The sequence below is a fragment of the Microbulbifer sp. HZ11 genome (assembly GCF_000708675.1).
GTDB lineage: Bacteria > Pseudomonadota > Gammaproteobacteria > Pseudomonadales > Cellvibrionaceae > Microbulbifer.
The window spans coordinates 1002216-1017406 of sequence record NZ_JELR01000001.1; the positions used below are offsets into that span (position 1 = coordinate 1002216).

The window sequence follows — 15191 nt, forward strand, 5'->3', positions numbered from 1 at the left end:
GCGCGAATCAAGACTGCTTTTGTGGCTTGATCACATCGTCGTAGCTGCTTTCGACATCGCTGACTTTTGCTTTATCCAAAACAAAATCAACAACCTGATCTTCCAGCACTACGGACTCGACACCAGCCAGCAGCTCGCGGTTATTCAGATAGTACTCAACCACTTCTTCCGGCTGCTGATAAGTGGAAGCAAGCTCTTCAACCTTGGCTTTTACACGGTCAGCATCGACGGACAGTTTGTTTTCTTTCACAATCTCGCCAACTACCAGGCCCAGTACTACTCGACGCTTTGCCTGATCTTCAAACATGGTATCCGGCAGCATTTTCGCAGCATCTTCCGGTTTGATCTGACCGCCAAACTGCTGAATCATCTGGCCGCGCAGGGTCTGAACTTCACCCGCTACCAGTGCAGCGGGAATTTCCACCTGATGCTTTTCAAACAGCTGGTCCATGACCTGGGTCTTGACCTTATTCAGTGCCGCATTCTTCAGCTCGCGCTGCATATTGCCACGCACTTCCTCGCGAAACTTCTCTTCGCCACCCTCTTCAACGCCATAACCCGCGAAGAATTCGTCGTTCAACTCCGGCAGCTCCGGTTTCTCAGACGCAGTCACCTTGATAGTGAAAACGGCTTTCGCCCCTTTCAGGTTTTCCGCCTGGTAATCTTCAGGGAAGGTTACTTCCACTTCTTTCTCTTCGCCCGGCTTCATGCCGAGGATGCCATCTTCGAAACCGGGAATCATGCTGCCAGAACCCAACACCAGCTGCTGACCTTCGGCTTTACCACCCTCAAACTCTTCGCCGTCTTTGCGGCCAACGAAGTCGATGGTTACGCGGTCGCCTTTCTGAGCCTTGCGCTTGGTTTCTTTCCAGCCAGACTGCTGCTTACGCAGAACGTCGATCATATTGTCCACGTCCGCATCGGTTACTTCAGCCACGGGACGCTCAACGGCGATTTCTGACAGGTCCGCCAGCTCAACTTCCGGATAAACCTCGAAGGTCGCTACGTACTCCAGATTCTCACCTTCGGTCACATTCTTGGCTTCGATGCTCGGCTGACCAGCCGGCTTAACCTGCTCCTTCTGAACAGCGTCGTAGAAAGAGCGGCTCATTACTTCGCCCAGCACTTCCTGACGAACTCCAGCACCAAAACGCTGACGCACAACCTTCATCGGCACCTTGCCTTTACGGAAGCCGTTGATGCGCACGGTCTTTGCCGCTTGCTGAAGGCGCTTGTCTACTTCCTTATCAACCACTTCTGCCGGCAGATTGACGGTTAAGCGACGTTCCAGACCGGAAGTTGTTTCGATGGAAACCTGCATGTTAATCCTCGTGAGACTCTTCTCTTCACTGAATGCCGGGCTACGGGAATGCTTGCCCGCACCAGCGATTAGCGTTGCGCCGATGCTTGTTCGGCCGCCAAATACAAACAGCCCGCGCCACTACCTCCCTGAGCGCACTTCGCAAGCGCGTTGAAGGTACCGAATGAGCACGGACTGCAAAATTCCTGATTGGTGGGGACGGAGAGACTTGAACTCTCACACCTTGCGGCACCAGAACCTAAATCTGGCGTGTCTACCAATTCCACCACGTCCCCAACGACACACTCGCGGATAAGCCTTTGATTTCCCTGAACTTTTAGAAAAAAACAGGCTGCACGTCCAGCGAGGGGAGCAGATTGTGCCACAGTGGACACAGGGCTTCAATAAGTACGCCGAAAACAATCAGGGCGCCCGCAGGCGCCCTGATCTCATACGCGAATCCCGGCGACTTAGACGCGCTCGAGAATCGTGGTAATCCCCTGCCCCAGACCAATACACATGGTCGAAACGCCGAGATTACCGCCTTCATTCTGCATGACGGACAGCAAGGTGCCGGTGATACGCACACCGGAACAACCGAAGGGGTGCCCCAGGGCGATCGCACCGCCGTAGAGGTTTACCTTTTCGTCCATGACGTCCAGCAGATTCAGGTCCTTCAGCACCGGCAACGCCTGCGCCGCAAAGGCCTCGTTCAATTCCAGCTTGTCAATATCCTCGATGGTAAGGCCGGCACGCTTCAACGCGTTCTGCGTGGAGGGAACCGGGCCGTAACCCATGATGGAAGGATCCACACCAGCCAATGCCATCTCACGCACTTTGGCGATCGGCGTCAGACCGAGAGACTGGGCACGCTCCGCCGACATCACCAGCATCACGGAAGCGCCGTCGGTAATCTGCGAGGAGGTTCCGGCAGTCACCTGGCCATGTTTCGGATCGAATGCCGGCTTCAACTGGGCAAGCGCCTCCGCAGTAGTATCCGGGCGAATGGTCTGGTCGGTTTCCACCAGCATCGGCACGCCGTCTTCATCGTGTCCCTCGATCGCGATAATTTCGCGATTGAACTTACCTTCCTTGGTAGCCTTGGCGGCCAGCTGGTGAGAGCGGGCGCCAAATTCATCCATCTGCTGGCGCTGGATACCGTGCATCATTGCCAGGTATTCGGCGGTCATACCCATGGAACCGGCGGCCTTGGCCATGTTGCGCCCCAGCATCGGGTTGGGGCTCACATGTTCCATCATGTTCAGGTGGCCCATGTGCTCTACGCCACCGACCACGTACACATCACCAACACCGGCCTGGATATTCGCCGCCGCAGTGTGCAGCGCCGACATGGAAGAGCCACACAGACGGTTTACAGTCTGCGCCGGAATGGTGTGCGGAAGACCCGCGCGCAGCAGAATAAACCGCGCCACATTGAAACCCTGCTCGTCGCGCTGCATTACGCAGCCCCAGATCAGGTCATCGATTTCTTTCGGGTCCAGCTTGCCGTTGCGCTGCAGGAATTTTTTCAGCAGTTCTGCAGACATGTCGTCCGCACGCACGTTGCGGTAAACACCGTTCTTGGATCGACCCATGGCGGTGCGCGCGTAGTCGACGATTACGGCATCTCTAGGATTCAGACTCATGGAAACTCTCCTTACTTGTCGCCGTAGTAGGTTTTGCCGCTGGCAGCCATTTCACGCATACCTTTGGTCGGCTCATACAGCGGACCCAGGTCGCTGTGCTTCTCGGCCATTTTCACGAAGGTATCGAGACCAATGCTGTCCAGCCAAGCGAAGATGCCGCCGCGGAACGGCGGGAAACCGATGCCGTAGATGAGCGCCATATCCGCTTCCGCAGGAGAATCCACAATACCTTCTTCCAGGCAGCGGGCGAGCTCGGTCGCCATCGGCACCATCATACGCTCGATGATCTCTTCGTTTTCAAACTCACGGCGCTCGGCAACGTGGGGCTTCAGCAGCTCATAGGCCTCATCGGTTGCCACTTTCTTCGGACGACCTTTTTTGTCTTCTTCGTAGACGTAGAAACCTTTGCCATTTTTCTGACCGTAACGACCCGCTTCATACATGACATCAGAAGCAGCAGTGAAGGATTTACCCATGCGGTCCGGGAAGCCTTCCGCCATCACTTGCTCAGCGTGCACACCGGTATCAATACCGACTACATCCATCAGGTAAGCCGGGCCCATTGGCCAGCCCCAACGCTCCATCACCTTGTCCACCTGCTGGAAATCCGCGCCGTCGCGCACCAGCATGGCGAAGCCAGCGAAATAGGGGAAGAGTACGCGGTTTACAAGGAACCCAGGACAATCGCGCACCACGATGGCCTTCTTGCCCATCTTGTTGGCATACGCCACAACGCGTGCAATGGCATTTTCGGAGGTCTTCTCACCGCGAATCACTTCCACCAGCGGCATTTTGTGCACCGGGTTGAAAAAGTGCATGCCGAGGAAGTTTTCCGGGCGGGACAGTGGCTCCGCCAGGGAGTCAATGGAGATGGTGGAAGTGTTGGAGGCTATGACGGTATCGTCGGTCACCTTGGTTTCCACTTCTTTTAGCACCGCGTGCTTCACCTTCGGGTTTTCCACCACGGCCTCGACAACAATATCGACATTGTCAAAACCGTCGTAACTCAGAGTGGGCTCGATGCGGTTCAGGGTCTCAGCCATTTTCGCCGGGGTCATGCGACCGCGATCAACCAGCTTGGTAAGCAGTTTGCCCGCCTCTTTCAGACCCAGATCGATGCCGTCCTGAGCGATGTCCTTCATCTTGATCGGCGTGCCTTTGTAGGCAGACTGGTAGGCAATACCACCACCCATGATACCGGCGCCCAGTACCGCAGCGCGCTCGATATCCTTGTCCGACTTTTTCTCCCAGCCTTTTGCCACCTTGCCCACTTTCTGATCACTCAGAAACAGACCCACCAGAGATTTGGCGGTTTCGGTTTGGGCACTGGCAATAAACTGCTGCTGCTCAATCTTCAGGGCTTCTTCGCGATCGACTTTGTAGCCCTGCTCGATAGAAGTCACCGCATTCACCGGCGACGGATAATTGCGCCCCGCCTGCTGGCCGACAAACGCCTTGGTAGTGAAGAAGGCCATCAGCGCTTCGGTGTCGTTCAGCGGGATCGGCGACTTCTTGATCTCGCGACGCTTCTCATAATTCAACTCGCCGGCAATGGCGCGTTCGAGCAATTTCAGCGCGGCGTCTTTCAGCTTGTCGGTCGGAACTACCGCATCCACCGCATGAGCGGTCAGCGCCGCATCCGGACGCTGCTCTTTACCCGCCGCAATCCACTCGGCCGCAACATCAACACCGACGACGCGCGGCAGACGCACGGTGCCACCCCAACCGGGAATCAGGCCCAGTTTTACTTCTGGCAGGCCCACCTTGGCTTTGTCGCCCATTACACGGAAGTCACAACCCAGGCAGACCTCGAAGCCGCCGCCCAGTGCGTAACCGTTGATGGCTACCGCTGTGGGGAACGGGAGGTCTTCCAGGCGATTGATATTCTCGTTGTTCTTGTTCATCAGTTCGGCGATGCCTTCCGGACCGGCGGAGAAGGCTCCTCCAAATTCGGTAATGTCGGCACCGACGATGAATACACTCTTGCCACTGGTCAGCAGTAAGCCTTTGATATCGCCCGCTTGTTCAATCGCATCCAGAGCGTCGGAAAACTCCGATACCGTGAGACGATTGAATTTGTTGACGGACTCGCCTTCCAGATCGAATTTCAGTTCCGCGATGCCGTTTTCCAGCATCTGCACGGATAGCGCTTTGCCACTAAATAACATTATTGACCTCATTGATTGGTGACCCGGTGTCATTGGTATCAATGGACCGGTCCGGGGGTCGGGTTGTGCAAGACTGAGATAGGACTCGCCGCGAACAGCGTGCGGCACTCGTGTTGCCAGTTGATGACGCACTGTCCGAAATCAGTCAACGCGCCAAGTATAGCCAGATTCAAACGTGTGTTTGAATACCATTTCTGCCATATCCACTGTCCGGTTCGGTGCATGCAGGTGCCAATATTGTGGTCTTGCACCCATTCCGATCAAAATCTGACCCAATCGTTCACGAACCGGGGAATTTATTTCTACGTGGGCTCACCCCGGCAACAGCGGTGTGCGCAGCAAGCATAGCGGGAAAAAGCGGCTGTTGGGGGAGCCCGTGGGGCGAGCAATGAAGTGAGGAAAGTCGGGATAGGCGCGCGAAGCGGCAGACAGCGGAATACTCTGCCGAAGGTACCGATGCTGACCCGCTCTCACGGGCCAGCATCGGACCTACTCAGACCATATCCGCAAAGGGGTTGTCCGCATCCAGAGAAATGGCACCAGCCCCACCGGGGAGCGTCAGTGTATGGGCATCCATCTCAATGGCAGCCTCATCGATCAAACCTTCACCGAATCGGTAAATGGCGTTGAGATCACCGCGACTGGCACGCGCATCGTAGGCCGCAGACTGTTCCGCTACCACCTCATTGCGCTTCTGGTATGCGGTAAATGCAGCCTGGCCGTGACGCTTGGTGAGCATGCGCCGGGTAACATGGGGCGCAAGCACACTGGCTGTCGCGTTGTTACCACCAAACCCCTTAGAGTTAAGGAATGCCACATCCAGAGTCTCAGGGTCGCGCTCCACATGCGTCAAAGAAAGAGCAAGATGCTCGTGATGCACATCCTCCGCTACCCGATCAATGGTGGTGATACCGGGCAGGATACCGCGGTTGAACACGCCCAGGCTGGTGATCAGTTGATCCCCACTGGCGGCCGCCACGGTATGCCCCACAAACGCCTTCACCGCACACACTGGCCACTCTTTTATCGAGAAAGCCGCCGCCAAGCGATCAAAAATTGCTGACTCAGTAACCCGGTTTTGCGGGGTGCTGGAACCATGTGCCTGCACAAAACTGCGCTGGCGCAAGCTTTCTTCACCGAGAATCGCCCGGGCTTCCGCCATGGCGCGCGCCACCGTCAGATAGTTACCCGGGCCTGGCGCAGATATGGACTTTTTGGGCCCATCGGCATTGACGAAGACATTGGCGACAGCCCCGTGAATGGGCGCACCCAGCTCAAGAGCCAGCTCATCGTCCATCAGCACCACCCACTGACTACCCTCGCCCAGGGTAAAGCCGCAGTTGTCACCAAATGGGCGACTGGCGCGGCGGAAATCGATATTCTCGCCGAATATTTTGCGCAGCCCATCCAGATTGGCCAAAGCACCCATGGTGGCGTAGCCATCGACCACTTCCGGCACCAGCGGAGCTTCCGCAGCCCCCACAACCGCAACCCGAGCGCGGCCACAGCGAATATCTTCCACCGCCGAGCGCAGATTGTAGAGATAAGTTGCACAAGCACCGGCAACCGCACCAGTAGTTCCCACGCTGCCCAGCACATAGGCATTCACAAAATCGGCCGGCATACTGGTGAGACCCAGCGCCAGCTGCTTGGAGCTGACACGGCCACCGCGCAGGCGCGACTGCAACAAGCCACCGTTGCCATTGGGATCTAACTGGCTCATGGCGGAACTGGCATAAACGGAAATTTTGTCGGGCCCGGCCTTTTCGGCGACCATGCCCCAGTCGATTCCCAGTGATTGCACCGCATCGGAGGCGCCGAGAATCGCCAACTGCAGGCCCCGGGGATGGAACCGGGAATTGTACTGCTCGCCCGGCTCAAAGCCGGTGGGCAACTGTCCCGCAGACGCCACCGCAATTTCCCGGTGACTATCAAGCATCACCGACAGGCTGCCGGCACGCACTTTTACCCGTCCGGTCTCAAGCGCCTCTACCTGCCAATCCGCTGGCAGCGGGTTTGGCAATTGACGTGCAGACATCTCAAAAGTAAAGCCTTCAGTACTCGCCAGAGAAGCCGGCTGATGGAAGTGGCACTGGCGATAATCGTAGAACCGCGGTTCAAGTGCTCGCACCAGGGTACCCTCCAGCACCCGCTGTTCCAGCTCTGCACCCAGGGGACCTGTAACCTCCGCGCCCGTGCGCAGGCCCATCAGTGCCGCCAGGTCAGATAGTACATCGGTGCGCTCTTCCGCCCCGAGACTATCCAACACCACGCGCTTGTAGCCGCGGTGGAAGGAACTGCGACCTGCCGGGTTAAACCCCCCAAACGCAGTGATAACGGGTAGGCGCTGCATCCTGACCTCCAGCCTGATACGGAAATACGAAACAAATTGACCCGGTAAAATCGGATGTGCGTCAGTTTAGGGGCTGGCGATTCGGCCTCGTTATGGGCATACTGGCCAGCAATTTTGACCATCTGGCCATTGCGCCTGTGCACCCGCCGGGCTGCATTGGTACGAGGCCCGGTGGCGGCGGAGAACGTGCGGCGAATAGTGCTGAACACATCACTATCCTGCGGTCGTGCCACAAGCTCGACTGCAGTACTGAATTCCACGCTACCCTAGAGAGTTACCCCAGAGAGTTACCTGATGCCCACCGTCACTTTCCTGCTGATTGACCAAATGCTATCCACCGGCACAATGCTGCCCCTGGAAATGCTGCGCGGGGCAGAGAGCCGGGCACGGGCAGAGGGAAAATCCACCCCTCTGAAACTGATCACCGCAAGTGTCGATGGCGCCCCGGTAAGATCGCGTTCCGGATTCAATCTAGCGCCAGACATGGCCCTTGCCCAGGTCCCCGATAGCGATATCGTCTACCTCCCCGCGCTGTGGCGAAATCCCCGCCCGGCACTCAAGCGAAGCACACCACTACTGGATTGGCTCAACGATCAGGCGTGCAAAGGTGCCGCGATCAGCGCCGTTGGTACCGGCGTGTGTTTTCTTGCAGAGGCCGGACTACTGGACGGCAAGCCGGCCACCACTCATTGGCATTATTTTGAGCGGTTTGCCGCAGACTATCCGCAAGTAAAACTCAAACGTCAGTATTTTATTACCCAGACCGATAAGCTGTTCTGCGCTGCCAGTGTGAACGCGCTGGCGGATGTAACGGTGCACCTGATCCGGCAACTTTACGGTCCGTCAGTGGCGAGCCATGTTGAGCGCAACTTTTCCCACGAAATCCGTCGCCCCTTTGAAGAAATTGCCTACTCAGAGGGTGCGGTGCACCTGCATCCGGACGAAGACATCGTACAGGCTCAGACATGGCTGAAGCAGCACTGCAGCGATGACGTAAAACTGAGTGAAGTGGCGAAGACATTCGACATGAGCGTGCGATCCTTCAATCGCCGCTTCAAATTGGCAACCGGGCAAACACCCCTGCAGTATCTGCAGAATGTACGCGTGGACATGGCCAGAGAATTATTACAGTCAAGCAATCTATCGGTAAATGAAATTGCCGAGAAGGTGGGCTACCAGGACATGGGGCACTTTACCGCCCTGTTCAAAAAATTCTTATCCACCACCCCCAGCGAGTACCGTACGACCGTGCGGGCAAAACTGTTTCGAGTCAACACCTGACCCGGTCAAACCGGCCGCCGCAAAAAAACCACATCAGACGCGACAAATTCCAGCTCGGCCCCCAGATGCGCAGCCAACCAGGAAAAAGTGTCGCGACTGAAAAAAGCGATGTGAGTGGGATCGCGAATATAATGCCAGCTGGCGAAACGCTCTCTGGAGACAACGAGCTTGGTCATCAGCGCAAGCACCCCTCCCCGCCGCACCCGCTGCCACAACATCTCGATTACATCACCCGGTGCACTCAGGTGCTCTACCACTTCGGTGCTGACAATAAAATCGTAGGATCTCGCCAACACCGTTGCATCCGGCTGATAGTAAAGATCGTAAGTCGCCACGCGGTGGCCGGCGTTTTCAAGCAAGCGGGCCAGCAGAGGCGCCGGACCACAACCAAAATCCAATCCCTCCGCAGCCGCAGGTAAAGCAGAAATTAACGGATCGGCACATCGGCCCAGAAACGTTTCATAGCCGGGATCCTCCAGGCTGTTTTCGTGCAGATCGTAGTAGGCTTTTTCTTGCGCTGGAGAGAGGTGAAACTGACGGGGTACGTATACCAGGGAACAACCAGCACATTGAAAGTACAGCCGAGATCCGGCCTCAGCAACGGCGCGATACCCCTTTTTTAAGCGATCCCGGTGGTATAGAAACGGCTGTGCCGCCCGAAGGCGGCACAGGGGGCAAGACGCTGACGACGCCAGCCCATTCTGGTTCGTTTGCGACGAATCCACGATCAGGCGGCTTGCTCGTCCTTGCCTTGCTCGTCGTCCTCGGCAACAGCTTGCGGGCCTGACGGACTGGCCTGAAGTAAGTTACCACCGGAAATTTCTATTTTCCGAGGTTTCATCGCCTCCGGAATTTCGCGCACCAGCTCAATATGCAGCAACCCGTTGGAGAGTTGAGCATCCACCACTCTCACGTGGTCAGCCAACTGGAAGCGCCGTTCGAAATTGCGCGCAGCAATACCGCGGTGCAGGAAATTACGCTGGTTCTCGTCCGCAGGTTTTTTACCACTGACAGTCAGGCGGTTTTGCTCCACCTGGATATCCAGCTCTGACTGCTCAAACCCCGCCACAGCCATGGAAATCCGGTAAGCATCCTCCCCGGTCAACTCGATATTGTAAGGGGGATAGGCTGGCTGATTCTGTTCAGCACTGTTCATGGAATCTAGCAGGCTAGCCAGACGATCGAAGCCAATTGCAGAGCGATAAAGTGGAGAAAAATCGATATTACGCATTGTCATATCCTCAATTCAGAGCAATATTTGGAAGCTGCCCGTACCTTGGTGAAGCCTCGCTTCTGTACCGGGCGGTTATTGACTGGTGCTGTCCCGATAGCGAGCGCTGACCAGTATTTCAGGAGCACCTCTGTCGAGCCTGCTCCCTTACCCATAGATATAGGGCCGCCTGTTTCGGCTTCAAGATCCAAACCCAAAAAATATGCAAAAAAATGTGCGCACACATCGAAAGGCCCCGGCCTCCGATTTGATCCGACTGTTTGTAGGAGTTACTCCAGATCAGAGTACCCAGCGCTTTCTTGACGGAATCTGCCGCGAAGCGAAGCTGCGCGGCATACCGAGAAAAGTTCGCTGGACCAGCCATGGCAACCGGCACCTCACCGTGGTATTTCTCGGCGAAACGGACCCGTCCCACCTGGACGCAATAGAGCAGCGGATGGAGGAGATCGCCAGCCTATCGCCCCCTCTTTGCGGGAGAATTGTCAGTGCACACCCGTTTCCCAAAAAGCGCGCTGCACTATTCGCAGCGGAACTACTTCCCTCACCTGGACTAACCGACTTGCACCAGGCATGTCAGGCACTCATGAGCGCTACCGGAAAAAAACCCGAGCGAAAGTCATTTCGCCCACACTTCACCCTTGCACGCAGCACAGCGGGCTTTTCCCAGCCAGCCCCCATCCCGGCAGACTTCACCTGCGCACTGGACAACCTGACGCTCTACCAGAGCCTGCTCGCGCCCGGTGGCAGCCAGTACCGCCCTCTACTGACACTGCCGTTAACGGGACCCTCGATTCCCGAAGCGAAAACTTAGGGACTTAATCAGAGGTTCCCTAGGGACAAAACAGGCACAAAACAGGCACAAAACAGGCACAAAAAAGCCCGCCGGCGATCAGACCGGCGGGCTTTTGGCGGCACCCCCGCACAAGCATTAGGGGCGCAAGTTTGACCTGTCAGTCGAGATGAGACAGTACATACTCGGGGTACATGACCAGGCGCGGGCGCGATAGACGACGGGCGTCAAAAATAAACACGTACCGCTCGCCGTCATCATCAGAAGGAATAGTCCGGCGGAAACGCCAGGAATTGATTTTATAGGTCTGACGTCCGGCGCTGACCGGGGCAATCAACTTGTACTGGTTCTGACCGAGAAATTCGAACTCAATGGAATCCTCTCCCGATGGCTTTAACGTCAGATTGCGGAAAGTGTGCTTGCCATCTTCCCCCTCGTCGAGTTCCCCCAGCAGCTTCTCGAGGCGTTCGCGCTCTCCACGTACATAATCCAGCAGCTCAGGGTCGATCTCTCTCACCGACGCGTCCTCGGCAGAGGGCTCATCCGCAACCGGTGCCGCCTCAACAGGCGCCAGGGAAGCCAGTGTCGGCTCTGGAATATTCGGTTGCGACATGGCCACCGCCGGCGGGGCGCTTTTCACCTGTTCCGCTTTCTTCGCCTGCGCCTTCGCCTTGGTGTTTGCCTCCGACAGCATGGCCTTCACCATTGTGTCCACCAGCGCCTGCTGGCTGGCCAGGCGAGCCTTGCCACCCGCAACCGACTCGCGGGATTCTTGCAGCCGCAGCTCCAGCTCGGCGAAGTTGGATTGAATAATCTCAACGCGACGGTTGCGGCTATCGACACCGCGTTCCGCCATATCGTGCGCATGGCGCGCCTTGTGCAGGGCGCGCTCGGTATCGGTGCTCGGCGCACCCTTGTGCTCGCGCTCCGCCGCCTTCAATTCCATCAGGCTCTGCTGATAGTTTTCCCGCGCCTTGCTGAGCGCTTCCTGAGCACGTTGCAGCTTGTACTCATAAGCCAGCATTTCGTTCTCAACATCTTCCAACTCGACCAGTCGGTTTTCCTGAACCTGCTCCATACGCGCAAGCTTGTTCTGCTCCGCGGTCAGCGAAGAAGCTGCCTGCAGCGCGGAATTCCAGCCAATCACCCCCAACAGGCCCGCAATCAGCAGCGAGCGGCCACGGTTTACCACCATTGTCAAAATCCATTGTTTGATTTTTTACTTCGAGAGAGCGACCGCAAAATACCTTCCCGGACGCTCTTGATGTGCCGAGCGACCACTTTTCGGCGCCGACAGTATGAATATTGAGCAACCCGACGATCAAAAGGTCCCACTACAGGACTTCAATCGGCCTAAAGTCGCTCTCAGGCACATTTTCTCATGTACCTGACAAATTTACCCCACACATTTTTACGCAGCAATGACCATGCCAACTAGAATGCTGGGCATTGAGTGACCTGTGCCTCAGTTCGCAGTTTCTTTCCCGCTGAAAAGTTCCCCGATTACTAGCAAATATTTATGACATTTTATTGATTCTGGTGCTTGATTTTTTTTCTGAGAATCGCATTATGGATCACAGGGAGTTAGTCCTGACCTGGTTGAAAACCGGCCCGAGCGCAAAACTTTATACAGGCTGCAATTGCAGCCACTATTCCGCGACCTCTGGTGACCAAATCTTCAACCCCGTCATTTTCTCCCTACAGGGCGCCCTACCTTCTTTCAGCAAACCGCGCATCGCGGCCTGCATGGACCCTTTATAACCGGAGGTATGTGCCCATGAAATCTGCGCCCTACGATAACATTGTGTTCCGCGACATCGACAAATCTGTCGCCCTCGCAGACACGGTCTCCAGAAAGCTGGACAAGCTGGAACGTTATTGTGGCGATATCATACGAAGCCGTGTGGTCCTCGAAGCCCCCCATCAACACAAGCACAAAGGAAAGCAGTACAAAGCTTCCGTTGAGCTCGCCGTGAGCGGCAACCCAGTCACCATCACCAATGAGAGCGACTCCATTCACCGAGCGGTCAATGGCGCCTTCAGCTCTGCTGAGCGCTGCCTGAAAGAACGTGGCGACCGCCGCAAAACCCGTCGCCACCAAATGCCGCAGGTAGAGGCTGTCACCGAGGAGTAGTAAACCGCTCCCCAACCGAGCTCAGACAGACTGAACACACTGACAAAATTTTCCCGCAGTGGGCTCCAGGCCCCTGCAGATGTCCAACCAAAAAGGCGGGGTAATACCCCGCCTTGTTCATACATCACCAAACGAACGCGTCAATCCGCCACTGGAGTACGCATGGTCACAAACTCTTCCGCTGCGGTCGGGTGTATACCGATCGTCTGATCAAATACAGCTTTGGTCGCACCGGCCTTCATCGCGACCGCCAGCCCCTGAATAATCTCCCCTGCATCAGGGCCCACCATATGTGCACCGACTACCCTGTCGCTGCTGCGGTCCACAATCAACTTCATCAGCGTGCGCTCATCGCGCCCACTGACCGAGTGACGCATTGCGCGGAAATCAGATCGGAACACCTGCACAGGAATACCTGCCTGGCGAGCTTCCTCTTCGGTCAGACCTACAGTGCCGATATTCGGCTGACAGAACACAGCGGTAGGAATATTGTTGTAATCAATTTCCGCGGTCTTGCCACTCTGCCAGTGTTTCACCAACGCCATCGCCTCCGCCAGGGCCACGGGTGTCAGTTCCGGCCCCCCAGTCACATCACCTAACGCATAAATGGAAGTGACACTGCTGCGGAAATTGTCATCCACGCCGATGGTGCCGTCCTTATGCACCACGACCCCAAGCTTTTCCAGGCCGAGCCCGGCTGTATTGGGCTTGCGCCCGGTGGCGTAAAGCACCGCATCCACTTCCAGCACATTGCCGTCACTGTCGCACACCCGAAGACTGCCATCGGCACACTTCTCAATGGACTCAACATGATGCTCAAAGTGCAGATGCACGGATTTCTTTGCCATTTCGTCGCGCACAAAGCGACGCACATCATTATCAAATCCACGCAGAAACAGGTCCCGACGATAGGACAGATGGGTCTCTGCACCGAGCCCGGCGAAAATCCCGGCGAACTCTACGGCAATATAGCCACCGCCGACCACCAGCACCCGCTTGGGAAACACCTCGAGGGAGAATACTTCGTTGGAGGTAATAACGTACTCACTGCCCGGAAATTCCGGCACGAAGGGCCAGCCACCGGTCGCAATCAGAATACGCTCCGCCGAGTATTGAGTCTCGCCAACCGATACCTGCTGTTTGCCACTCAGCTTTGCACGACCATCAATAATGGTGACGCCGGAAGTACCCAGCAGATTCCGGTAAATACCATTGAGGCGCGCCACTTCCTTCGCGTTATTGTCACGCAGGGTCGGCCACACGAACTCGGCGCCCACCTGGCCTTGCCAACCATAGGCTTCGGCGTCCTCGAAGGTTTCGCGATAGCTGCTGGCATACACGAAGAGTTTTTTGGGCACACAGCCGACATTCACGCAGGTTCCGCCCATATACCGATCCTCCGCAACCGCCACACGCATGCCCGCCGCAGCCGCCATGCGCGCAGCGCGCACACCGCCCGAGCCGGCACCAATCACGAAAAGATCAAAATCAAATTCTGACAAAACTCACTCCTTTTGCCGAAAAAACTACCCATATCACCACGAAATGGCCGAGGGAAACGCGGACTGGTTCCGCAATTGGCACATAAGTGACATTTCGAACTTAAAAGCCGTTGACATAAGACTGGCGTTTAGATACTTATGTGATGTTTATCACAATAACAAGCCTGATAGCGAAAACAACAGCAAGGCACTCGAAAATGAAAACGCCAAAACCAAAAACAGCACACGTAACTCAATCCAGCCAGCCGACTCTACGCCGGAAGGTAACACAGGCGCTGAGTGCCGCCATGACACTCGGTCTCCTGATGACCTCCGGACACGCCGCTGCCAACGCTCACCCGTCCTATCTCACCGAGAGCTACTGCGACGGACTGGTAGAACAGTTCGTTGACTCCGGGATGCGAAGCCTGGGCAAGTACGTTAATGAGAATTTTAAGCCGGAGTACAAGGGTGGTATTCGCAATACCATCAATTTCCTCAAGCAGCGTTCGGAGTGGCTGTCAGAATGCGACGCCTACCTCAAGGATACTGCCAGTGTCCACGTGTTCCACGATGAGAAGAACACCAAGGACATCTTTGCAGCCATTGATGCCCTTGCCAAGGAACTGCAATTGGTACGGGAAGGGGTCGAATACCCGGACGAGTCCGGGGCGAATAATCCGCACCCGTTTATCAAAAGCCGCTACGAGACACTCGCGGAGCTGATGGATCAGCACCACACCCGCATCTTGATGAAAAAGCAGTTCCAGTAATCATCCATACAAGGGGGGGGCGTTCTGCGCGCAG

Annotated in this window: 12 protein-coding genes and 1 tRNA gene; 4 read left to right on the forward strand and 9 right to left on the reverse strand. The window is 56.2% G+C overall.

All coding sequences use genetic code 11. The annotated features are described in order from the left end of the window. Nucleotides 1-7: 7 nt before the first annotated feature. The 5 genes from tig to AU11_RS04425 form a co-directional block, all read right to left on the reverse strand. Nucleotides 8-1321 carry a trigger factor gene (tig, locus tag AU11_RS04405; protein ID WP_043316756.1) on the reverse strand — a complete coding sequence of 438 codons (1314 nt, stop codon included), beginning with the start codon at nt 1319-1321 and terminating at the stop codon, nt 8-10. A gap of 190 nt (nt 1322-1511) precedes the next feature. Beyond that, nucleotides 1512-1596, reverse strand: a tRNA-Leu gene (locus AU11_RS04410). A 174-nt stretch (nt 1597-1770) separates the two neighbouring features. After that, nucleotides 1771-2946, reverse strand: a complete 1176-nt coding sequence (gene fadA / locus AU11_RS04415) for an acetyl-CoA C-acyltransferase FadA (RefSeq protein ID WP_043316758.1) — start codon at nt 2944-2946, stop codon at nt 1771-1773. 11 nt (nt 2947-2957) lie between these two features. Then, entirely contained in the window at nt 2958-5114 is a 2157-nt protein-coding gene (gene fadB, locus AU11_RS04420) for a fatty acid oxidation complex subunit alpha FadB (RefSeq protein WP_043316760.1), read from the reverse strand. Between the two features lie 493 nt (nt 5115-5607). Next, nucleotides 5608-7467 (reverse strand): beta-ketoacyl synthase, encoded by a 1860-nt coding sequence (locus AU11_RS04425; RefSeq protein WP_043316763.1) that lies wholly within the window; start codon nt 7465-7467, stop codon nt 5608-5610. A 294-nt stretch (nt 7468-7761) separates the two neighbouring features. Between AU11_RS04425 and AU11_RS04430 the strand changes: the two genes are divergently transcribed. Further along, complete coding sequence (locus tag AU11_RS04430) at nt 7762-8748, forward strand: GlxA family transcriptional regulator (RefSeq protein ID WP_043316766.1); 987 nt, start codon at nt 7762-7764, stop codon at nt 8746-8748. Nucleotides 8749-8753: 5 nt separating this feature from the next. Here the strand turns inward: AU11_RS04430 and AU11_RS18630 are convergent, their stop codons facing one another. Both AU11_RS18630 and AU11_RS04440 read right to left on the reverse strand, forming a co-directional pair. Continuing rightward, nucleotides 8754-9473: a class I SAM-dependent methyltransferase gene (locus AU11_RS18630; RefSeq protein ID WP_051686946.1), complete on the reverse strand. Its 720-nt coding sequence runs from the start codon at nt 9471-9473 to the stop codon at nt 8754-8756. A gap of 2 nt (nt 9474-9475) precedes the next feature. Next, nucleotides 9476-9979, reverse strand: a complete 504-nt coding sequence (locus AU11_RS04440; RefSeq protein ID WP_043316768.1) for an Hsp20 family protein — start codon at nt 9977-9979, stop codon at nt 9476-9478. A 214-nt stretch (nt 9980-10193) separates the two neighbouring features. On the opposite strand from AU11_RS04440, the gene thpR reads away from it, so the two are divergent. After that, on the forward strand, nt 10194-10790 hold the full coding sequence (thpR, locus tag AU11_RS04450; protein WP_197023758.1) for an RNA 2',3'-cyclic phosphodiesterase: 597 nt from the start codon (nt 10194-10196) through the stop codon (nt 10788-10790). A gap of 139 nt (nt 10791-10929) precedes the next feature. Here thpR and AU11_RS04455 read toward each other — a convergent pair whose 3' ends face one another. After that, nucleotides 10930-11964: a hypothetical protein gene (locus AU11_RS04455; RefSeq protein WP_043316775.1), complete on the reverse strand. Its 1035-nt coding sequence runs from the start codon at nt 11962-11964 to the stop codon at nt 10930-10932. Nucleotides 11965-12546: 582 nt separating this feature from the next. Here AU11_RS04455 and AU11_RS04460 point away from each other — a divergent pair. Then, on the forward strand, nt 12547-12903 hold the full coding sequence (locus AU11_RS04460; protein WP_043316777.1) for an HPF/RaiA family ribosome-associated protein: 357 nt from the start codon (nt 12547-12549) through the stop codon (nt 12901-12903). A 140-nt stretch (nt 12904-13043) separates the two neighbouring features. On the opposite strand, the gene gorA is transcribed toward AU11_RS04460, so the two are convergent. Further along, nucleotides 13044-14405: a glutathione-disulfide reductase gene (gene gorA, locus AU11_RS04465; RefSeq protein WP_043316780.1), complete on the reverse strand. Its 1362-nt coding sequence runs from the start codon at nt 14403-14405 to the stop codon at nt 13044-13046. Nucleotides 14406-14692: 287 nt separating this feature from the next. On the opposite strand from gorA, the gene AU11_RS04470 reads away from it, so the two are divergent. Further along, nucleotides 14693-15157: a hypothetical protein gene (locus AU11_RS04470; RefSeq protein ID WP_231491533.1), complete on the forward strand. Its 465-nt coding sequence runs from the start codon at nt 14693-14695 to the stop codon at nt 15155-15157. The last annotated feature ends 34 nt before the right edge of the window (nt 15158-15191 follow it).

Bases quoted from the DNA above. Each gene is read 5' to 3' on its own strand.
- tig (WP_043316756.1), bottom strand. From the start codon at position 1,321: ATGCAGGTTTCCATCGAAACAACTTCCGGTCTGGAACGTCGCTTAACC.
- fadA (WP_043316758.1), bottom strand. From the start codon at position 2,946: ATGAGTCTGAATCCTAGAGATGCCGTAATCGTCGACTACGCGCGCACC.
- fadB (WP_043316760.1), bottom strand. From the start codon at position 5,114: ATGTTATTTAGTGGCAAAGCGCTATCCGTGCAGATGCTGGAAAACGGC.
- AU11_RS04425 (WP_043316763.1), bottom strand. From the start codon at position 7,467: ATGCAGCGCCTACCCGTTATCACTGCGTTTGGGGGGTTTAACCCGGCA.
- AU11_RS04430 (WP_043316766.1), top strand. From the start codon at position 7,762: ATGCCCACCGTCACTTTCCTGCTGATTGACCAAATGCTATCCACCGGC.
- AU11_RS04440 (WP_043316768.1), bottom strand. From the start codon at position 9,979: ATGCGTAATATCGATTTTTCTCCACTTTATCGCTCTGCAATTGGCTTC.
- AU11_RS04455 (WP_043316775.1), bottom strand. From the start codon at position 11,964: ATGGTGGTAAACCGTGGCCGCTCGCTGCTGATTGCGGGCCTGTTGGGG.
- AU11_RS04460 (WP_043316777.1), top strand. From the start codon at position 12,547: ATGAAATCTGCGCCCTACGATAACATTGTGTTCCGCGACATCGACAAA.
- AU11_RS04470 (WP_231491533.1), top strand. From the start codon at position 14,693: ATGACACTCGGTCTCCTGATGACCTCCGGACACGCCGCTGCCAACGCT.